Consider the following 17122-nt stretch of genomic DNA (forward strand, 5'->3'; position numbering starts at 1 on the left):
CGTCCAGCGTCCGACACTCAGGTCGGAAGCACCCATCCGACGGAGGGGGAGCATGATGCGACCGAGCGAGACGACTCCGCGCGGGCAGGAAGATGCCGCGCCGGAGGAGCCTGCGCCCAAGCCCGAGCGGACCAGGACCGGCCGGGACACTCCAGCGCGGACCACGGCTGACCAGGGCGAAACCAACCCGATGAGCACAACCCAGCACAGTAGGCACAACAGGGCGGACCAGACCATCCCCTCGCCTCGCGAAGCCGCGGAGCAGCACAGCCCGAACGGCGACCGGCCGGTCGAGCGGCGGATCCGCGCAGCGGCACACGAACTGCGGCAGGTCTGGGAACGCGACCCGCGCTGGGCCAACGTCCGACGCGACTACACCGCCGAGGACGTCGTACGCCTGCGCGGCTCCGTGCCCGAGGAACACACCCTCGCCCGCGTCGGTGCGGAGCGGCTGTGGGAGCTGCTGCACGAGCGTGACTACGTGGCCGCGCTCGGCGCGCTGACCGGGAACCAGGCCGTCCAGCAGGTACGGGCCGGTTTGGAGGCCATCTACCTGTCCGGCTGGCAGGTTGCCGCCGACGCGAATCTCGCCGGCCAGACCTACCCGGACCAGAGCCTGTACCCCGCGAACTCCGTACCCCAGGTGGTTCGCCGGATCAACAACGCGCTCCAGCGGGCCGACCAGATCACCTGGGCAGAAGGCAACGCGGACGCGCCGTACTGGCTGGCACCGATCGTGGCCGACGCGGAGGCCGGCTTCGGCGGCGTGCTGAACGCGTTCGAGCTGATGAAGGCGATGATCGCGGCCGGTGCGGCCGGGGTGCACTGGGAAGACCAGCTGGCCTCGGAGAAGAAGTGCGGCCACCTCGGCGGCAAGGTGCTGATCCCCACCGGACAGCACATCCGCACGCTCAACGCGGCCCGGCTGGCGGCCGACGTGTCCGGCGTACCGTCGCTGATCATCGCGCGTACGGACGCCCAGGCGGCGACGCTGGTGACCAGCGACGTCGACGAACGCGACCGGGTGTTCGTCACCGGCGAGCGGACCGCGGAGGGCTTCTACCGCGTCACCAACGGACTGGCCGCGTGCGTGTCCCGGGGACTCGCCTACGCGCCGTACTCCGATCTGTTGTGGATGGAGACGTCCAAGCCGGATCTGGGGGTGGCGCGGGAGTTTGCCGAGGCGATCAAGGCGGAGTATCCGGACCAGATGCTCGCCTACAACTGCTCGCCGTCGTTCAACTGGAAGCAGCACCTGGACGACGGGACGATCGCGAAGTTCCAGCGCGAGCTGGGCGAGATGGGGTACGCATTCCAGTTCATCACGCTGGCGGGGTTCCACGCGCTGAACGAGTCGATGTTCGAGCTCGCCAAGGGGTACGCACGCGAGGGCATGACGGCGTACGTCGCCCTGCAGGAACGCGAGTTCGCCGCCGAACGCGACGGTTACACCGCCACCAGGCACCAGCGCGAGGTGGGCACCGGCTACTTCGACCTGGTGAGCACGGCCATCTCGCCGCAGTCGGCGACGACGGCACTCACCGGCTCCACGGAGGAGGAGCAGTTCGCCCCTGGCCGGTGAGAACCGACCGACCACACGAGGGGGTCGGGGCCGCCGCGGGACGTCCGGTCGACGTTCCGCGGCGGCCCTCTTACGTTGGCCGGCCACCTGGCCGACGTCGACAGGCATCATGGCCGTCGTACTTTCTGGTGCGGGTCCACCCACTCCGGTGGGATGTACTCGGGGTGGCCGTGGTCACCCATCCGTACCTGCCATCCTCGGTGGTGGACGAACGTGTGGTCCGCCCCAGCAGGCGTACGTCGTCGGGGTTACGTCGCTTGGACCAGGCGATCAGGTATTCCTCGGCCTTCACCCGTTGTTCAACACCGACGTAGGCGGGTAGGTCCTTGACCGCGAACGCGATCACCTGCGCATGCTTCAACGACAACTCACCCCGCGCCAGCGCGGCGGCGGTCAACGTGACCGTACGGTCCAGGTCCCGGGCCAGGCCGACGGTGGCGGACGCCTCGGTCTTCGACATCCGCTGCGCAGTACGCAACCACCCCGCCGTCGTCGCAGCACCCGTCGTCTTCCCCACATCACACGCCTCGGCCTGACGAACCCAGGCCAGGGTGAGCGCGTCGGTCCGTGCCTTCTCCGCCTCCAGTTCACCGATCAGCGCCCCCAGCTCACCGACCTCCACCCACGTGGTCGGCGTCGACAAAGCCTCCTCCACCCCGGCGCGGATCGTGGCCAGCGCAGCCCTCAACCGGGCGACGGCGCCACTGCCACCGGTGCCGGGAAGGTCCTGCGTCGTCGAATGCATGTTCGAAGCCTAGAGGCCGCCGCGGCTGCGAGATCCGTTGTCCACAAGGAGACCCGAGGCCCAACCGATCCGCCACCTGTGGACAAAAACGCGGTTCGAGCCAACCAGAGCCGACCAATCGGAGCCGACTGCTCAGACCCGGGCCTGGCGGCTGCCGGCGAGGCGGGTCAGTGCGGGACCGACCAGGTCGGCGTACCCACGTTGTCCGGGCCGGTTGGGGTGGTAGGACTCGGCGACCGGATTGGACAGGCCGTTGATCCATTCCGCGTCCGCGCACACCGAGTGCCCGGTGAACGGCCCCCTCGCGTCGGCGTAGCCGAACCCGTGTGCGGCCGCCCGCGCCGCGATCGTCGTGGCCAACAGGTCGGCGGTGGCGTTCAGCGCCCGCTGCTCGCTGGAACTTATCCGGGACGCGAGATTGCACTCACGGCCGTTGAAGAGCCGTGGGTATCCGACCACCAGCACCCGGGCGTGCGGGGCGGCCGCCCGGATCGCGGCGTACAACCCGTCCAGCCGAGCCGGCAGGACTGTACGGATGACGGTGTTCGCGTGGTCGATCTGGTCCCAGCAGGTCAGCGGCCACGGCAGCGCGCACCGCAACAGCACGTTGCTGAACCCCGCGTCGTTGCCGCCGGCGGAGACGGTCACCAGCGTCGCACCGGAAGGGATGTCGCCGACCTGGCCGCGCACACCCGCGACGGTCGCGCCCGCGCAGGCGAGGAACGTCAGCCTGGCGCCCATCCGGGCCGCGTCCAGCACGGGGTAGCTGTACGGCGAGCGGTAGCAGGATCCGCTGTCGGGATAGTACGAGCGGGTACCGAGCCCGGAGGAGTAGGAGTCCCCGAGGGCGGCGTAGGCCGGTGGGGCCGCCTGCGCCGGCGCGGCGAACACCAGTGAACCGGACGCGAATCCCAACAGGACAAGGATGGTGCGCAACCGCTGCCGTACGACGTTCATGTCCCGGACCCCTTTGCCGCCCGCAGGTCACGGGTCGCGCCCCGGCGTGGTGCTCGGGGCGCGCCTCGATGTGCCCACAGCGTGGCGGCGTGGGTGGGTTCGGGGCAATAGCCGAAGCTGTACTACTTATCGTGGCATCGGACACTTCCGTACGACACGAACTCCGGAAGGGATCTCAGCGGCTAAAACGGCGCCGCAGTGCGGCGCGAGATCCCCGGATCCATCCCGGGACGAGGCAGTCAGGCGGGTGGTCGATCCGCCTCAGCCAGAGGAGGAAAGTCGGGGCCGCGCCTCAGCCGGCCGTGCCGGACGCGCTCTCACCGTCGGCCGGCTGTGACGCGACGGCCTCGATCGTCCCGTCGGCGGTCACGGCGTACGAAGGAACCACAGGTGCGGCGAAGCTCAGCCGGGCGAACGCCAGCGCCTCCACCAGGTCGGCCTCCCGCTCCGTACGACCGGTGGCCTTGCGGGTGTTGACTTCCAGCACGATGCTGCCGGTGAAGCCGCGGCGGGCGAGGAGTTCGAGTACGTCGGAACAGCGCTGGCTGCCGCGTCCGGGCACCAGGTGCTCGTCCTTGTTGGAGCCGCTGCCGTCGGCGAGGTGGATGTGGGTGAGCCGGTCGCCGAGGTCGTAGGCCATTTGGTACGCGTCCACGCCGGCGGTCGCGGTGTGGGACAGGTCGAGCGTCACCTCGGCGTACTCGAAGTCCCGCGGATCCCAGCCGGGCAGGTAGGCCTGGACGCCCTGACCCGCGGCCTTCCACGGAAACATGTTCTCCACCGCGAGGCTGACCCCGGACTCCGCCTGACGACGGGCGATCCCGGCCACGAAGTCGCGGGCATAGTCGCGCTGCCACCGAAACGGCGGGTGCACGACCACCACGGACGCGCCCAGTGCCTTCGCGGCTTCGGCGCTGCGGTCGATCTTGCCCCACGGGTCGGTCCCCCAGACCCGTTGCGTGATGAGGAGGGTCGGCGCATGGATCGACACGATCGGCACCTGGTGGTAGTCGCTGATCCGGCGCAGGGCGTCGACGTCCTGGCTCAGCGGGTCGGCGCCCACCATGACCTCCACCCCGTCGAACCCGAGCCGGGCGGCCAGCTCGAACGCGGTGGCCGTCGACTCCGGATAGACCGATGCCGTGGACAGGGCGATCCGGGCGTCCGGCACGCGCACGACGGCGTCCTTGCCGCGCACGTGGGTCGAGGGCACAACGGGCTGCACGGCCCCCAGCGTACGGCTCGCGTCGCCCACCGACGCGCCGAGTGCGGATTGCCCGGCGAATACCCGGTGATCACCTGGTGTTCGCCCCGGGGATCTCCCGGCCGGGCCGGGCGTTGGTCACGCCGCGGCCGGGTCGGGGTGTCCGGGGTGTCCGGGGTCGGGGTGCACGGGCTGCGCTGGGTGGGTCACCACGCTGGCCAGGTGGGGTACGTCACTTCCGGCGGCCAGCCGGGCGGCACCGGTCATCGATCCGCCGGCCGGAGCCCGCAGAGCGGCGGCCGGGCAGGACGCGGCGAGTTCGGCGGCGAACGCCTCGAAGACGACCCGGGCGCCCAGTACGCCACCCGCCCAGGAGACCGGGACACTCCCTCCGGGCGCGTCCGGAAACGCCCGCCCGGCCGCGGTGGCCGCGCTGGTGCCGAGGTCTCCGCCCGCCCGCAGGCACAGCGCCCGGGCCACGGGGTCGTCCTCGGGCGGCCCGGCCGCCTGCGTGACCTGCGCGGAGAACGCCGCGACGTCGGCGACCAGGGATGACGAGGCGTACCACCGCTTGATCGCCAGCCGCAGCGGTGAGCCGACGAGGCGCTCGGCGCGTTCGGTGAGTACGGTCGCCGGCCCGCGGCCCTCGTAGCCCTCGAGCGCGGCCCGCATCCCGGCCAGCCCGATCGAGAAGCCTCCGCCCGCGTCGCCGAACAGGTAGCCGAGCCCGTCGACGTTGAGGAGCTCGCCACCTGCGGTGACCGCGAGGCAGGCGACGCCGGTGCCCGCGGCGATCACCACGCCGGGTGCGCCGGCCAGCACGCCGAGGTGGGTGGTCACGTCGTCACCGGTGAGCAGAACGCGACGGGCACCGAGCTGTCGGGCCACCAGCGGTGCGAGGCGCCGCCGGCTGTCCGGGTCGGACGCGCCGCCGGCCAGACCGAGGGCCACCACGTCGACCGGCGCGGGCCGGCCAAGCGCCTCCCAGGCGGCCTCCACCCGTCGGCACTGCTGCTCGACCGGGTCCTCCCCCAGCGTCCACTGGAAGCCCGGGACCGACACCTGCCGGACGAACGCGGGGTCGGCCACCTCGGAGTCGCCGGCGTCGGCGAGCAGGCCCATCCGCAGCATGGTCTGGCCGCCGTCGACGGCGAGCCGGACACTTCCGCTCACCGGACGGGTCCGCTCACGCGAAGTCCTCCGGCGGCATGGTGTCGAGGTGGCGGAGGATCACTCCCTCACGAAGTGCCCAGGGGCAGATCTCCAGCTCCTCCACCTCGAGGATGTCCATCGCCGCCTCGGCCACGAGAGCGCCGGCCAGCAACTGCGGAGCGCGGCCGGCCGAGACACCGGGCAACTGGGCGCGCTCGGAGCTCCGCATCGCGGCCAGCTTGGGTATCCACTGGTGCAGAACCTCCCGTGTCAAGGTTCGCTTGACATAGGGGCCCTCGGCGGAGGGTGCCGCACCACAGACCCGGGCGAGCTGCCGGAAGGTCTTCGACGTACCCACCACATGGTCGGGCGCACCGAACCTCAGCACCTGCCCGGCGTACTTCGCGATCTCCGCGCGGGCGTACTTCCGCAGCTCCTTCACCTCCCCCCGGGAGGGCGGGTCGGCGGTGAACCAGCCGCGGGTCAGCCGACCGGCGCCGAGCGGCACCGACAACCCGGCGTCCGGGTCCTCGTCCACACCGGTGGCGATCTCCAGCGAGCCGCCGCCGATGTCCAGCACCAGCAGCCGGCGCGAGGACCAGCCGAACCACCGGCGTACGGCGAGGAACGTCAGCCGGGCCTCCTGGTCGCCGCTGAGCACTCCGAGGTGGACGCCGGTGGACGCGTCCACCGAGGCCAGCACGCCGTCGCCGTTGGTGGCCTCCCGGACCGCGGAGGTGGCGAACGCCAGGACGGACTGGCAACCCTTGTCCTCGCCGATCTCCAGCGCCTCGCCGACCAGATCCTCCAGCGCCGAGACGCCCTCCGGCGAGATCGCGCCGTCGTCGTCGAGATGCTCGGCGAGCCGGAGTTCGGTCTTGTGGGAGAACGCCGGCAGCGGGCGGGCGCCCGGCCGCGCGTCGACCACCAGCAGGTGGACGGTGTTGGAGCCCACGTCTAGTACACCGAGCCGCATGCCCCGACGCTACCGGTTGGCGGGCTCAGACTCTCGCCGTGTCCGACACAATTCGGTACGTACGCCCCGACGGGCGCAGAGTGTGTCCCGAGCCAGGTCCCCGACACTCCGCCCGCGCGGTCGATCCACCGGGGGTCCCACGGGAGGCACCCGCCGGGGCGTAGGGTTCCGGGCGTGCCCGAGGTATCACTCGACTTTCCCCGCGCGTGGGTGGAGTTCACCGACCCGGCGGACGCCGACCAGGTCGTCCGCGCCGACCTGACCTGGCTCACGTCCAGGTACAACTGCATCTTCGGTGCCGGCTGTCCCGGCATCTTCCACGACGAGCCGGATGCCGGCTGCTGCGTACTTGGTGCCCATTTCGCCGACAAGGCGGACGAGAAGCGGGTGCGCGGCTACGCCAAGAAGCTCACGGCGGAGGACTGGCAGTACCGCGCCGAGGGACGCCGCAACGGCTTCGTCGAACTCGACGAGGACGGCGACCGCAAGACCCGCGTCGTCGACGGTGCGTGCATCTTCCACAACCGCGAGGGCTTCGCCGGCGGCACCGGCTGTGCCCTGCACCGTTACGCGCTGCGCATCGGGGTCCACCCGCTGCAGACCAAACCCGACGTGTGCTGGCAGCTGCCGATCCGGCGGCTCTACCGCGACGTCGAGCTGACCGACGGGACGACGTACACCGAGGTCACGATCACCGAGTACGACCGTCGCGGCTGGGGTCCGGGCGGACACGACTTCGAGTGGTACTGCACCGGCAACACCGAGGCGCACAACGCGCCCGAGCCGGTCTACCTCAACAGCCGCGCCGAGCTGGTCGAACTGCTCGGCCAGGAGGCCTACGACGAGCTGGTCAAGCACTGCGAGGCGCACCTGGCCACCAAACGGCCAGTCGCCCGCCACCCCGCCGACCCCGCGCGGGCGAAGGGGTCGGGCAAGCCACCCCGCAAGCTCCCCTCCACCCAGCAGCCGCTGGTCGACGAGGCCAAGTCGTAGGGACCCGTGCCCCGCATCGCCACCGGCGCCACTCCGAGCCCCAACATCTGGAACAACCCCGCGACGTACGAGCTGGAGAACGCCGCGGTCGATCCCGACGGAGTCCTCGAACGTGCGATGTCCGAGCGCCGGACCTGGGCCGGTGCACGGGTCCTCGACGTGGGCTGCGGCACCGGCTACCACCTGCCCAGGTTCGCCGCCGAGGCCGCGGGAGTGATCGGCGTCGAGCCGCACCGCCGCCTGGCCGAGCAGGCCCGCAGGCGTTGCGCCGCGCTGGCGAACGTCGAGGTCAGGCAGGGCTCCGCGCAGGCGCTGCCCGTCCCGGACGCCTCCGTGGACGTGGTGCACGCGCGCTGGGCGTACTTCTTCGGCCCCGGATGCGAGCCGGGACTCGCCGAACTGTCCCGCGTCGTGCGGCGCGGCGGAGCGGCGTTCGTGATCGACAACGACGCCACCCGGAGCACGTTCGGCGGGTGGTTCCGGGCGGCATTTCCGGCGTACGACCCCGAAGCGGTCCAGCGCTTCTGGACCGTTCGCGGCTGGTCGCGCACCCCCCTGGACATCCGGTGGAGGTTCGAGCGGCGAGCCGACTTCGAGGCCGTGGTCCGGATCGAGTTCCGGCCCGAGGTGGCCGAACGCGTGATCGCCGAACACGCCGGCGTCGAGGTCGACTACGCCGTCAACCTGTGGTGGCGGACGTTCTGAGCGGGCCGCCCGGGGTGTGGACCCGGGGGTTCGGGCCGGTCGTTCGGACAGGTCGTCAGGAGTAGCTGCTCATCAGCTGCCGGGTCCAGGCCGGCTCTCGGACCTGGCCTCGCGGGCCGTACTCCTCGAAGTACGGCTTGACGTCCAGCACGGGCGTACCGTCCACCGCGTCCAGCCCGCGCACGGTCAGCTCCAGGCCGTTGACCGCGAGCAGTTCGCACCGGGAGACCCCGAGGTGGTTGAGCCGGTGCTGCGTACGGTCGGCGAGGATGCCGACCCGCGGCCAGTGCGGGTTGCTGCGTGGGTGGGCCGCCCCGGATCTGACCCGGGTCGACCGGTGAAAGTGGAAGATCACCTCAAGATGGGAGAACGCCCCGAGCCCCTGCGTGGCCGACGGCTCCAGCAGGTCGGCATCGAGAACGATCCTCGCCGTCTCCTGGTCCCAGCTGTCGTCGCGGATCTCCTGCCGCCCACCCCGGACGTACCCGATGGGTACGAGGGTGATCTGTGCGCTCAGTGCGCTCCGTGTGCTCACGTTCGAACTGGTCTCGGTGCTCACATCTACCGAGCGTAGAACCCCGGGCGCGGTCCACCCAAGGATTTGCGGTCGGGTCGGCGCGCCTGTCCGCAACCTGCCGCCGGACCGGCGGAGTCCGGCCGCACCGCGACCCGCGCGTGACGAAAGCGTGACCGAAACTCGATCTTGCGCGCCGCACCCTCGTGCTGTCGGGCGGTTGGTTCCGGTTGCCAGCCTTTGCCAGGTGGTTGTCGGGTGGTTTGTCGGTGGTGACCTCTAGCCTCGCGGGCATGGCGAAAACGTCGACGTCTCGTGCCCTGCGCCCCTCCTACCGTTGCGGCGAGTGCGGCTGGCAGACCACCAAGTGGGTCGGCCGGTGCGGTGAGTGCCAGGCCTGGGGCACGGTCGAGGAGTCCGGGGTCGGCGCGGCCCGGGTGACGGTGACCAGCGCGCAGCCGGTCACCCAGCCGGCCGTCCCCATCGACGAGGTCGACGTCGAGGCCGCGCGCGCCGAGCCCACCCGGATCGGCGAGCTCGACCGGGTGCTCGGCGGCGGGCTGGTGCCCGGCGCGGTGGTCCTGGTGGCCGGCGAGCCCGGCGTCGGCAAGTCCACCTTGCTGCTGGAGACCGCGGCCGAGCGGGCGCGCGCGGGAGGGCGGAGTCTCTACGTCTCCGGTGAGGAGTCCGCCGCCCAGGTGCGGCTGCGGGCAGAGCGGGTCAACGCTCTCGCGCCGCGGCTCTTCCTGACCGCCGAGACCGACCTGGGCGCGGTGCTCGGCCAGATCGACGCCGTACGCCCCGACCTGATCGTGCTCGACTCCGTCCAGACGGTGGCGTCGGCCCAGGTCGACGGCGCGCCGGGTGGGGTCACGCAGGTACGCGAGGTCGCCGGGGCGCTGATCCGGGTGGCCAAGGAACGCAACATCGCCACGATCGTCGTCGGCCACGTGACCAAGGACGGCTCCATCGCGGGCCCGCGCGCCCTGGAGCACCTGGTCGACGTGGTGCTGCACTTCGAGGGCGAGCGGCACTCCCGGCTGCGGCTGGTCCGGGCGGTGAAGAACCGCTACGGCCCGACCGACGAGGTGGGCTGCTTCGACTTCGCCGACGGCGGCCTGCAGAGCCTGCCCGACCCCAGCGGCCTCTTCCTCACCCGCCGGGCGGTCCCGGTGTCCGGCAGTTGCGTCACGGTGACACTGGAGGGCAAGCGGCCGCTGCTGGCCGAGGTGCAGTCGCTGGTGGCGGCCAGCGCCCTGGGCACGCCCCGGCGAGCCACCTCCGGGCTGGACTCCAGCCGGATGGCGATGATCCTCGCCGTGCTCGAACGCCGCTGCAACCTGCGCATCGGCAACCAGGACGTCTACGCCTCCACCGTGGGCGGGGTGAAGCTGCGCGAGCCGGCATCCGATCTGGCGGTCGCGGTCGCGGTGGCCAGCGCCACCATCGACCAGCCGTTGCCTCCGTACATGATCGCGATCGGCGAGGTCGGCCTGGGCGGCGACATCCGCCGGGTGACCGGTGTCGAACGCCGGCTGTCGGAGGCGATGCGGCTGGGGTTCACGGACGCGATCGTCCCGCCCGACAGCGGCACCCCGCCCGAGGGCATCCGTGCCTGGGAGGCGAGCAACGTGAGCGAGGCGCTGCGCGCGGTCAGCCGGTTGGTCAAGGTGGTCCGCCTCGAGCAACCGGACGAGCCGAAGGAGCACTGGGAGCCACAGGAGCCGCAGGAGCCGTGGGAGAAGTGGTAAGCGCCGCGACCGACGCGACCCGGGGCTGGTCAGGACTCCAGGGTGTGCCGCCCCGGCCCGCACTCCTCCACCAGGTGCCCGCCGCCGGACGTGGGGACGTGCACCTCGGCGGTCACTCCCGGCGGCAGATCCACCCGGACGCTGTAGCCGGCGCCGCGACGTTCCCAGCCTGCGGTCACACGTCCGCGCACGGTGTCCAGATCGACCCGGGCCCGGCCGAGTTCGCTCGGCGGCAACGGCCGCATCCGTAGCCGGGTGAAGCCGGGCTCGGCCGGGGTGACCCCCACCAGGTCCTCGATGAACCACTGGTCCACGTGGCCGAAGAAGTGGTGGTTGCGGGACCGCGAGTCGGCCTGCCAGTGCTCGTACAGCGACGTCGCGCCCTGCTCGATCCAGAAACCGTAGCCGGGGTAGGTCCGCTGCGTCGCCACGGTGAACGCCAGGTCGGCCAGCCCGTTGCGGCTGAGCAGCGGCAGCAGGAACTTCGTGCCGATGACGCCGGTGTCCAGGTGGTCCTCGCGCTCGTGGATGTCGGCGACAAGCCGATCCAGGACCTGGTGGTACCTCTCCTGCGGGACCAGCCCGAAGGCGAGCGCGACCACGTTGGCCGACTGCCGGTATTCCGTGGGGCGTTCACCGTGGTAGGTCCCGGACTTCGCGTCGTAGAACGCGCGGTCGAAGCCGGCGGCGAGCCGAGCGCGGAGTTCGGCGTACCCCGCGAGGTCCTCCTCCCGGCCGACCACCCGCGCGATCCGGTCGAGCAGGTCCACGAACCGCACCGTGTAGGCGGTCTCGTAGATGCCCGGCCCCTCCGGCGGCATTCCGTGCGAGCCCGGGGGCAGCCAGTCACCCAGGCCGGCGAGCACGATGTCGTCGTTCAGGTAACCGTCGACGAGGAAGTCGAGGTAGCGCCGAGCCGGGTCGTAGTGCCGGCGCAGGATCCGTTCGTCGCCGTAGTGCTGGTACATCACCCAGGGGATCTCGACGTACGCGACGTCCCATGCCGGGATCGGCCCGACGATGCCGGCCTCGGTGTCGTGGTGGTAGCCCCAGCCGGCGGTCGGCACGATCGGCGGGAATTCACCGCTCGGCAGTTGCGCGTCAACCCAGTCTTGCAGCCACTTGGTGTAGAAGCGTGGCATGTGGAAGTTGTAGGCGGCGACGTCCGCGGTGAGGTGAGCGTCACCGGTCCAGCCGTTCTTCTCGAACACCGGGGTGTCGGTCGGGATGCCGTGCAGGTTGTTCAGCACCGCCCACCGGGTCGCCGTGTGCAGCCGGTTGACGATCGGGTGGTCGGTGTCGAGTTCGGCGGTGGACGCGACGGCGGTGTGCACGACGACCCCGCGCAGGTCGCCGAGCTCCGGCCGACCGGGGTGTCCGTCGATCTGTACGTACTGGAAACCCTTGTAGGAGAAGGAGGGTTCGAACGCCTCCGTACCCTCACCTGCCAGTGTGAAGAAGTCGGTCTGGATGTCGCCGTCAATGTGAACCTGACGGATGTCGACGGTGCCGTCGGGAAGCAGCCGCTCGCCGTGACGCAGCCGTACGGTCGCTCCGGCGGGACCCGTGACGTGCAGCCGTGCCCATCCGGTGACCTGCTGGCCGAGGTCGTAGACGTACACACCTGGCTGGGGTTCGGAAAGGCCGACCGGCTCCAACTCCCCGATCACCTCGATCGGCTCCAGTTGCTGCGAGCGCAACTGCCCGCGTGGCGGGGTCGCCGCCACGACCTCCGGCCAGTCGCTGTCGTCGAAGTCGACGGTCGTCCAGCCGCGGCGGGCGTGCCGGGCGTCGTAGTGCTCCCCGGAGTACAACGAGTCCGACCGGGTGGGCCCGTCCACGCCACGCCAGGTCAGGTCGCTGACCACCCGGACGACCCGGCCGTCGGTGTAGGTCACCGCCAGGTGGGCCAGCAGCTTGGGGTGGTCCCACCAGGGCGCCTTCTGCCAGTACCACACGTTCGGTGTGGGGTCGCCGTAGCGCCCGCGGCCGAGCGCCGCGGCCAGCACGTGGTCGGTGTCGGAGGCGCCGGCCCGGACCTGTGCGGTCAGGTCGTACGTCGAGTACAGAACGGTCGCGTCGTAGTTGGTCGGCGCCGGGTCGAGCACCGACCGGCCGATCCGCTCGCCGTCCAGGAAGAAGTCGCCGTAGCCGAGGCCGCTGACGTACAGGCGGGCGTGCGCGACGTCGCCGGTAGGCAGCCGGAACACCTTGCGCAGCAGGGGCGCCGGGGGCTGGCCGTCGGTCTGCAGGGCCGCGGCCTGCCCGATCCACATCGCACCGCCCCAGCCCTGCGGGTCCGCCGGGGCCGTGACGAAGGTGACCGGCTCGGCCCAGTCCGACACCTGGCCGGAACCGTCCCAGACCCGGACAGTCCACACGTGTCCGGTGTCGGGAGCCAGCGCCTCACCGACGTACTCCACCTGGCCGGTACGCCCGGACTCCACCCGCCCGGAGTCCCAGACCGGTCCGCGCCCGGCGTCCAGGTCGGCCAGGTCGGTGGCCACGATCACCTGGTAGGCAGTCTGCGCCGCGGCCGCGCCGGACAGGTCGGACCCGGAAGCACTGGAGCCGGAAGCACTGGAGCCGGAAGCGCCGGAGCCGGAAGCCCCGGACGACTCCTGCGGGGCCGGGCGGAGCAACCAGGACAGTCGCGGCCGGGGTTCCTCCACGCCGAGCGGGTTCTCGGCGTACTCGGTGCGGAGGGCGTACGGGATCAGGACACCGGTGGCACTGGCGGCACTCATGCGGGGCGTACTCCACTAGGGTTCGGCGATGCCGGCGCGAACAACCCGCCAAATACCGGGAACGCCGCGCCAACGGGGACGGACTGCACCACAATTGCGTGTCACACCCGATCTGCCTATACCCAGGTGGCGTCACACCGTCCGCAAGCGGTCACATCCAGCGATCCCGGGGGCTGGCCGTGCCGGCTTCGACGTCCAATCGGGCGATTCCGCGCCGGGGAGCAGTGCATGGCGCGTGGCGCGTCCCGGATTCCGGGACCGTAGACTTTGCTGCCGAGCAAGCTGACCATCCCAGGAGAGTTGTGGCTGCAAGTGACAAGGGCCCGGACGCGAAGTTCCGGGCCACGCTCGCCGCGGTCGCGCCAGGTACCTCTCTGCGCGACGGGCTCGAGCGTGTCCTCCGGGGGCGCACGGGCGCGCTCATCGTCCTCGGATACGACCGTACGGTGGAAAGCCTGTGCACCGGCGGGTTCACCCTCGACGTGGAGTTCAGCGCCACCGGGCTGCGCGAGCTCGCCAAGATGGACGGCGCGATCGTCGTCGACCGGGAGTGCACGCGCATCGTCCGGGCCGCCGTCCATCTGATGCCCGATCCCTCCATCCCCACGGTCGAGACCGGCACCCGGCACCGGACCGCCGAGCGGGTCGCCAAGCAGTCCGGTTTCCCGGTGGTGTCGGTGTCGCAGTCGATGCGGATCATCGGCCTGTACGTCGACGACATCCGGTACGTCCTGGAGGACACCGGGCAGATCCTTTCCCGCGCCAACCAGGCTCTGGCCACCCTGGAGCGTTACAAGCTTCGCCTCGACGAGGTGTCCGGCACGCTCTCCGCGCTGGAGATCGAGGACCTCGTGACCGTCCGCGACGTCGCCCAGGTGGCGCAGCGGCTGGAGATGGTCCGCCGGATCGCCAACGAGATCCACGGGTACGTCGTCGAGCTGGGCGTCGACGGCCGGCTGCTGTCGCTGCAACTCGACGAGCTCGTCGCCGGGGTCGACCCCGAACGCAACCTCGTCGCCCGCGACTATCTCCCCCAGGTTCCCGGCCGGCGCGTACGCGGCGTCGACGAAGTGCTGGAGGAGCTCGACGCGCTGTCCGCCTCCGACCTGCTCGACGTCGGTGCGGTGGCCCGCGCGCTCGGTCACGGCGGCGACACACTGGACGCCGCGGTCAGCCCGCGCGGCTACCGCCTGCTGGCGAAGGTGCCGCGGCTGCCGGGCACGGTCATCGACCGGTTGGTCGACCACTTCGGCAGCCTGCAGAAGCTCCTCGCCGCCAGCATCGACGACCTGCAGGCCGTCGGCGGCGTCGGCGAGAACCGCGCGCGTTCGGTCCGCGAGGGCCTGTCCCGGCTGGCCGAGTCGAGCATCCTCGAACGCTACGTCTGAGCCGCCGCCGACCGAACGGCCCAACCACCGAAGAGCGCCGCCGACCGAACGGCTGGTCCGTGCCGTCCGGTCGGCGGCGGCTTCGGAGTCGTGCCCCGAAGTCGGGCCCGGCCGACGTCGGCCGACCCCGACCTCAGGCCTGGTCGTCGAAGTACGCCGTGACCTCCGAGGCGACCTCGGGCACGCGTACCGGCTTGCTCCCCGACCGCAGCGACTCAGCACCCGCGCACCCGGCCGCCACCGCGTAGCGCGCGGCAACCGGCGAGGTGTCGGTCTGCCCGCCCTCGCGGACGTAGCGCAGGAACTCCGCCACGATCCGCGGGTCCGCGCCGCCGTGCCCACCGGTCTCCTCGCCGAGGGACACCTCGTGGTCGCCCTGGGCGGCGTAGTCGTGGCGCTGGTTCCACAACCGGATCACGGTGCCGGGCTCGCCGTTGCCGAAGTTCTCGATCCGGCCCTCGGTGCCGATGATCGTGTAGTTGCGCCAGTAGTCGGGCGTGAAGTGACACTGCTCGTACGACGCCAGGATGCCGTTCTGCAGCCGCATCGTCATCATCGAGACGTCCTCGACGTCCATCTTCGGGTTGAGCCCGGTGAGCGACTTCGGCGGCCAGCGCTTGAGGTTGCGCTCGCCCTGCCACCACGGGTCCTCCTCGCCGCCCTGGTCGGCGCCGTAGACCATCCGGTCGCCCATCGCGGTGACCTCGCTGGCGTAGGAGCCACACAGCCAGTGCAGGACGTCGAGGTCGTGCGCACCCTTCTGCAGCAGCAGGCTGGTGCCGTACTTGCGCTCGGCGTGCCAGTCGCCGAAGTAGAAGTCGCCGCCGTTGCCGACGAAGTGCCGGCACCACGCGACCTTCGGCTCACCGATCGCGCCGGAGTCGATCAGCTTCTTCATCTCCCGGACGAACGGCATGTGCCGCATGTTGTGGCCGAGGTAGAGGCGGCCGCCGTTCTTCTGCGCGGCTCGCAGCAGCCGGTCGCAGCCCTCGGTGGTGATCGCCATCGGCTTCTCGAGGTAGACCGGGATGCCGGCGTCGAGCAGGGCGAGAGCGTGTTCCTCGTGCAGGAAGTCGGGGCTGAGCACGAACGCCGCGTCGAGGTCGAGCTTGAGGAACTCGTCCAGGTCGGTCGTGGCGGCGAGGTCCGCGCCGAACGCCTCGCGGAACCGCTGATGTGCCGCGACGTCCGGGTCGTACACCGCGACCAGCTTCGAGCCTTCGCCGGGCCGGTGCGCGTGCCGTGCCAGGCTGCCCCGCAGCCCGTAGCCGATCACGCCGATCGCAAGGTCCGCCATGCTGTGCCACTCCGTTCGTTGTCCCCGGCCGATGCGCCCGCTCGCCGAGAAGTCTCACCACCGCCCCGAGCGGCTTGCGCAAAGCTGTGCGGAACGGCGGAACGACAGGCGAATTTGTGCAGGCGCTGATGGGCACGCTAGTACCCCGCACCCGCAGTGTCACGAGCGCGTCAGGGCAATCTCAGGAACCGGTCGCCCACGACAGCCGCTCTGAACGTCGGCTTCGGACAGCGCTCGGCGAAGAATCGGCCGGCGAAGAACTTGCCGGCCAGGCAGACCCCTAGCTGAGGCGGAAGCGCGTACGGACCGGGCCCACCCCGCCGACGGTGACGGCCGCCGCGTAGTAGCCGGGCTTCGCCGCGGGTTGCCCGCTCGGGCAGCCCGCGCGGGAGCGCACTCCCGGCCAGCGCACGGCGAGGTTGCGCTCCTCCTTCGCCTTCAGGACGACCGGCACCTCGGGCAGACCGCGGCAGTCGGCGGTGTCCCAGATGTGGTCGCTGCCGGAGGTGACGAGCACGCGCAGCGTCGTGGAGTCGATCGTCAGCCGGCACGGGTCCGATCCGCTGTTGAGCAGTCGTACGGTGACCACCACCGGCTTGCCGGCCTCGACCGGGCTCTGGTTCACCTCGGCCTTCACACCGAGCCAACCCGGCTCACAGGCGACCGGCCGGGCGGACTTGCCGGGTGTGGGCTTCGGGCTCGCCTCGCGGGTCGGTGTCTCCGACGGCTTCGGAGACGTCGAGGCGGTTGGTGACGGCGAGGGCGTCTCGGACGGCTTGCCGTTCGACGCCGGCGTACGCTCCACCTGGCCACCCTTGTCCGCGCCGCCGGTAGGCCCGATCGTCGGTCCCGGCGACGGCGTGGGACCGGCCGTCGGTGCGCCCTGCGCGGTGCCACGACTCGGCCCGTCCGGAGTGAACAACGCCACCAGCGCCCACACCAGCGCAACGACCACGGCGAGCAGGACACCGCGCCGAAGCCAGTACGCCGAAGCAGGCAACGGCCCGACAGGACGTAGCAGCGGGCGGATCATAGGCGGAGGCTAACTGCCGGCCGCGGGATGTCCGGGTTCCCACGCCGCGTCGACGTGACCGGGTACCGCGGGCGGGTA

The 17122-nt window shown here is 71.3% G+C and carries 14 protein-coding genes; 5 read left to right on the forward strand and 9 right to left on the reverse strand.

Features of this window, described 5'->3' with window-relative positions:
* The first annotated feature begins 190 nt into the window (after positions 1-190).
* A complete protein-coding gene (gene aceA, locus F4554_RS26085) occupies positions 191-1582 on the forward strand; it encodes an isocitrate lyase (RefSeq protein WP_179790025.1) in 1392 nt (463 codons plus the stop codon).
* 70 nt (positions 1583-1652) lie between these two features.
* Here aceA and F4554_RS26090 read toward each other — a convergent pair whose 3' ends face one another.
* From F4554_RS26090 to F4554_RS26110, 5 genes are all read right to left on the reverse strand, one after another.
* Positions 1653-2327 carry a DUF222 domain-containing protein gene (locus F4554_RS26090; RefSeq protein ID WP_179790026.1) on the reverse strand — a complete coding sequence of 225 codons (675 nt, stop codon included), beginning with the start codon at positions 2325-2327 and terminating at the stop codon, positions 1653-1655.
* 132 nt (positions 2328-2459) lie between these two features.
* Entirely contained in the window at positions 2460-3284 is an 825-nt protein-coding gene (locus F4554_RS26095) for an SGNH/GDSL hydrolase family protein (protein WP_179790027.1), read from the reverse strand.
* Positions 3285-3576: 292 nt separating this feature from the next.
* A complete protein-coding gene (locus F4554_RS26100) occupies positions 3577-4455 on the reverse strand; it encodes a TIM barrel protein (RefSeq protein ID WP_179791779.1) in 879 nt (292 codons plus the stop codon).
* Positions 4456-4626: 171 nt separating this feature from the next.
* Complete coding sequence (locus tag F4554_RS26105) at positions 4627-5661, reverse strand: BadF/BadG/BcrA/BcrD ATPase family protein (protein WP_179790028.1); 1035 nt, start codon at positions 5659-5661, stop codon at positions 4627-4629.
* Positions 5662-5674: 13 nt separating this feature from the next.
* Positions 5675-6616, reverse strand: coding sequence for a Ppx/GppA family phosphatase (locus F4554_RS26110; RefSeq protein WP_179790029.1), 942 nt, complete (start codon positions 6614-6616; stop codon positions 5675-5677).
* Between the two features lie 174 nt (positions 6617-6790).
* On the opposite strand from F4554_RS26110, the gene F4554_RS26115 reads away from it, so the two are divergent.
* Both F4554_RS26115 and F4554_RS26120 read left to right on the forward strand, forming a co-directional pair.
* Entirely contained in the window at positions 6791-7609 is an 819-nt protein-coding gene (locus F4554_RS26115; protein ID WP_337796204.1) for a DUF3109 family protein, read from the forward strand.
* A 6-nt stretch (positions 7610-7615) separates the two neighbouring features.
* Positions 7616-8314 (forward strand): methyltransferase domain-containing protein, encoded by a 699-nt coding sequence (locus F4554_RS26120; RefSeq protein WP_179790030.1) that lies wholly within the window; start codon positions 7616-7618, stop codon positions 8312-8314.
* Positions 8315-8369: 55 nt separating this feature from the next.
* Here the strand turns inward: F4554_RS26120 and F4554_RS26125 are convergent, their stop codons facing one another.
* Positions 8370-8849, reverse strand: coding sequence for an SAM-dependent methyltransferase (locus F4554_RS26125; protein ID WP_337796205.1), 480 nt, complete (start codon positions 8847-8849; stop codon positions 8370-8372).
* A 272-nt stretch (positions 8850-9121) separates the two neighbouring features.
* On the opposite strand from F4554_RS26125, the gene radA reads away from it, so the two are divergent.
* The gene (gene radA, locus F4554_RS26130) at positions 9122-10579 is read left to right on the forward strand and encodes a DNA repair protein RadA (protein ID WP_179790031.1); all 1458 of its coding nucleotides are present in this window, start codon (positions 9122-9124) and stop codon (positions 10577-10579) included.
* A 29-nt stretch (positions 10580-10608) separates the two neighbouring features.
* Here the strand turns inward: radA and F4554_RS26135 are convergent, their stop codons facing one another.
* The gene (locus F4554_RS26135) at positions 10609-13326 is read right to left on the reverse strand and encodes an alpha-L-rhamnosidase (RefSeq protein WP_179790032.1); all 2718 of its coding nucleotides are present in this window, start codon (positions 13324-13326) and stop codon (positions 10609-10611) included.
* Positions 13327-13628: 302 nt separating this feature from the next.
* Here F4554_RS26135 and disA point away from each other — a divergent pair, with 302 nt between their 5' ends.
* Positions 13629-14714, forward strand: a complete 1086-nt coding sequence (gene disA / locus F4554_RS26140; RefSeq protein WP_179790033.1) for a DNA integrity scanning diadenylate cyclase DisA — start codon at positions 13629-13631, stop codon at positions 14712-14714.
* Positions 14715-14847: 133 nt separating this feature from the next.
* On the opposite strand, the gene F4554_RS26145 is transcribed toward disA, so the two are convergent.
* Positions 14848-16011: a Gfo/Idh/MocA family protein gene (locus F4554_RS26145; RefSeq protein WP_179790034.1), complete on the reverse strand. Its 1164-nt coding sequence runs from the start codon at positions 16009-16011 to the stop codon at positions 14848-14850.
* A gap of 280 nt (positions 16012-16291) precedes the next feature.
* A complete protein-coding gene (locus F4554_RS26150; RefSeq protein ID WP_179790035.1) occupies positions 16292-17044 on the reverse strand; it encodes a hypothetical protein in 753 nt (250 codons plus the stop codon).
* Between the last annotated feature and the right edge of the window lie 78 nt (positions 17045-17122).

Source organism: Actinopolymorpha rutila (assembly GCF_013407855.1).
GTDB lineage: Bacteria > Actinomycetota > Actinomycetes > Propionibacteriales > Actinopolymorphaceae > Actinopolymorpha > Actinopolymorpha rutila.

What these genes read in the sequence shown, in the direction of transcription:
- F4554_RS26110 (WP_179790029.1), bottom strand. Translation starts at nt 6,616, where the DNA reads ATGCGGCTCGGTGTACTAGACGTGGGCTCCAACACCGTCCACCTGCTG.
- F4554_RS26150 (WP_179790035.1), bottom strand. Translation starts at nt 17,044, where the DNA reads ATGATCCGCCCGCTGCTACGTCCTGTCGGGCCGTTGCCTGCTTCGGCG.
- F4554_RS26135 (WP_179790032.1), bottom strand. Translation starts at nt 13,326, where the DNA reads ATGAGTGCCGCCAGTGCCACCGGTGTCCTGATCCCGTACGCCCTCCGC.
- radA (WP_179790031.1), top strand. Translation starts at nt 9,122, where the DNA reads ATGGCGAAAACGTCGACGTCTCGTGCCCTGCGCCCCTCCTACCGTTGC.
- F4554_RS26095 (WP_179790027.1), bottom strand. Translation starts at nt 3,284, where the DNA reads ATGAACGTCGTACGGCAGCGGTTGCGCACCATCCTTGTCCTGTTGGGA.
- F4554_RS26090 (WP_179790026.1), bottom strand. Translation starts at nt 2,327, where the DNA reads ATGCATTCGACGACGCAGGACCTTCCCGGCACCGGTGGCAGTGGCGCC.
- aceA (WP_179790025.1), top strand. Translation starts at nt 191, where the DNA reads ATGAGCACAACCCAGCACAGTAGGCACAACAGGGCGGACCAGACCATC.
- F4554_RS26145 (WP_179790034.1), bottom strand. Translation starts at nt 16,011, where the DNA reads ATGGCGGACCTTGCGATCGGCGTGATCGGCTACGGGCTGCGGGGCAGC.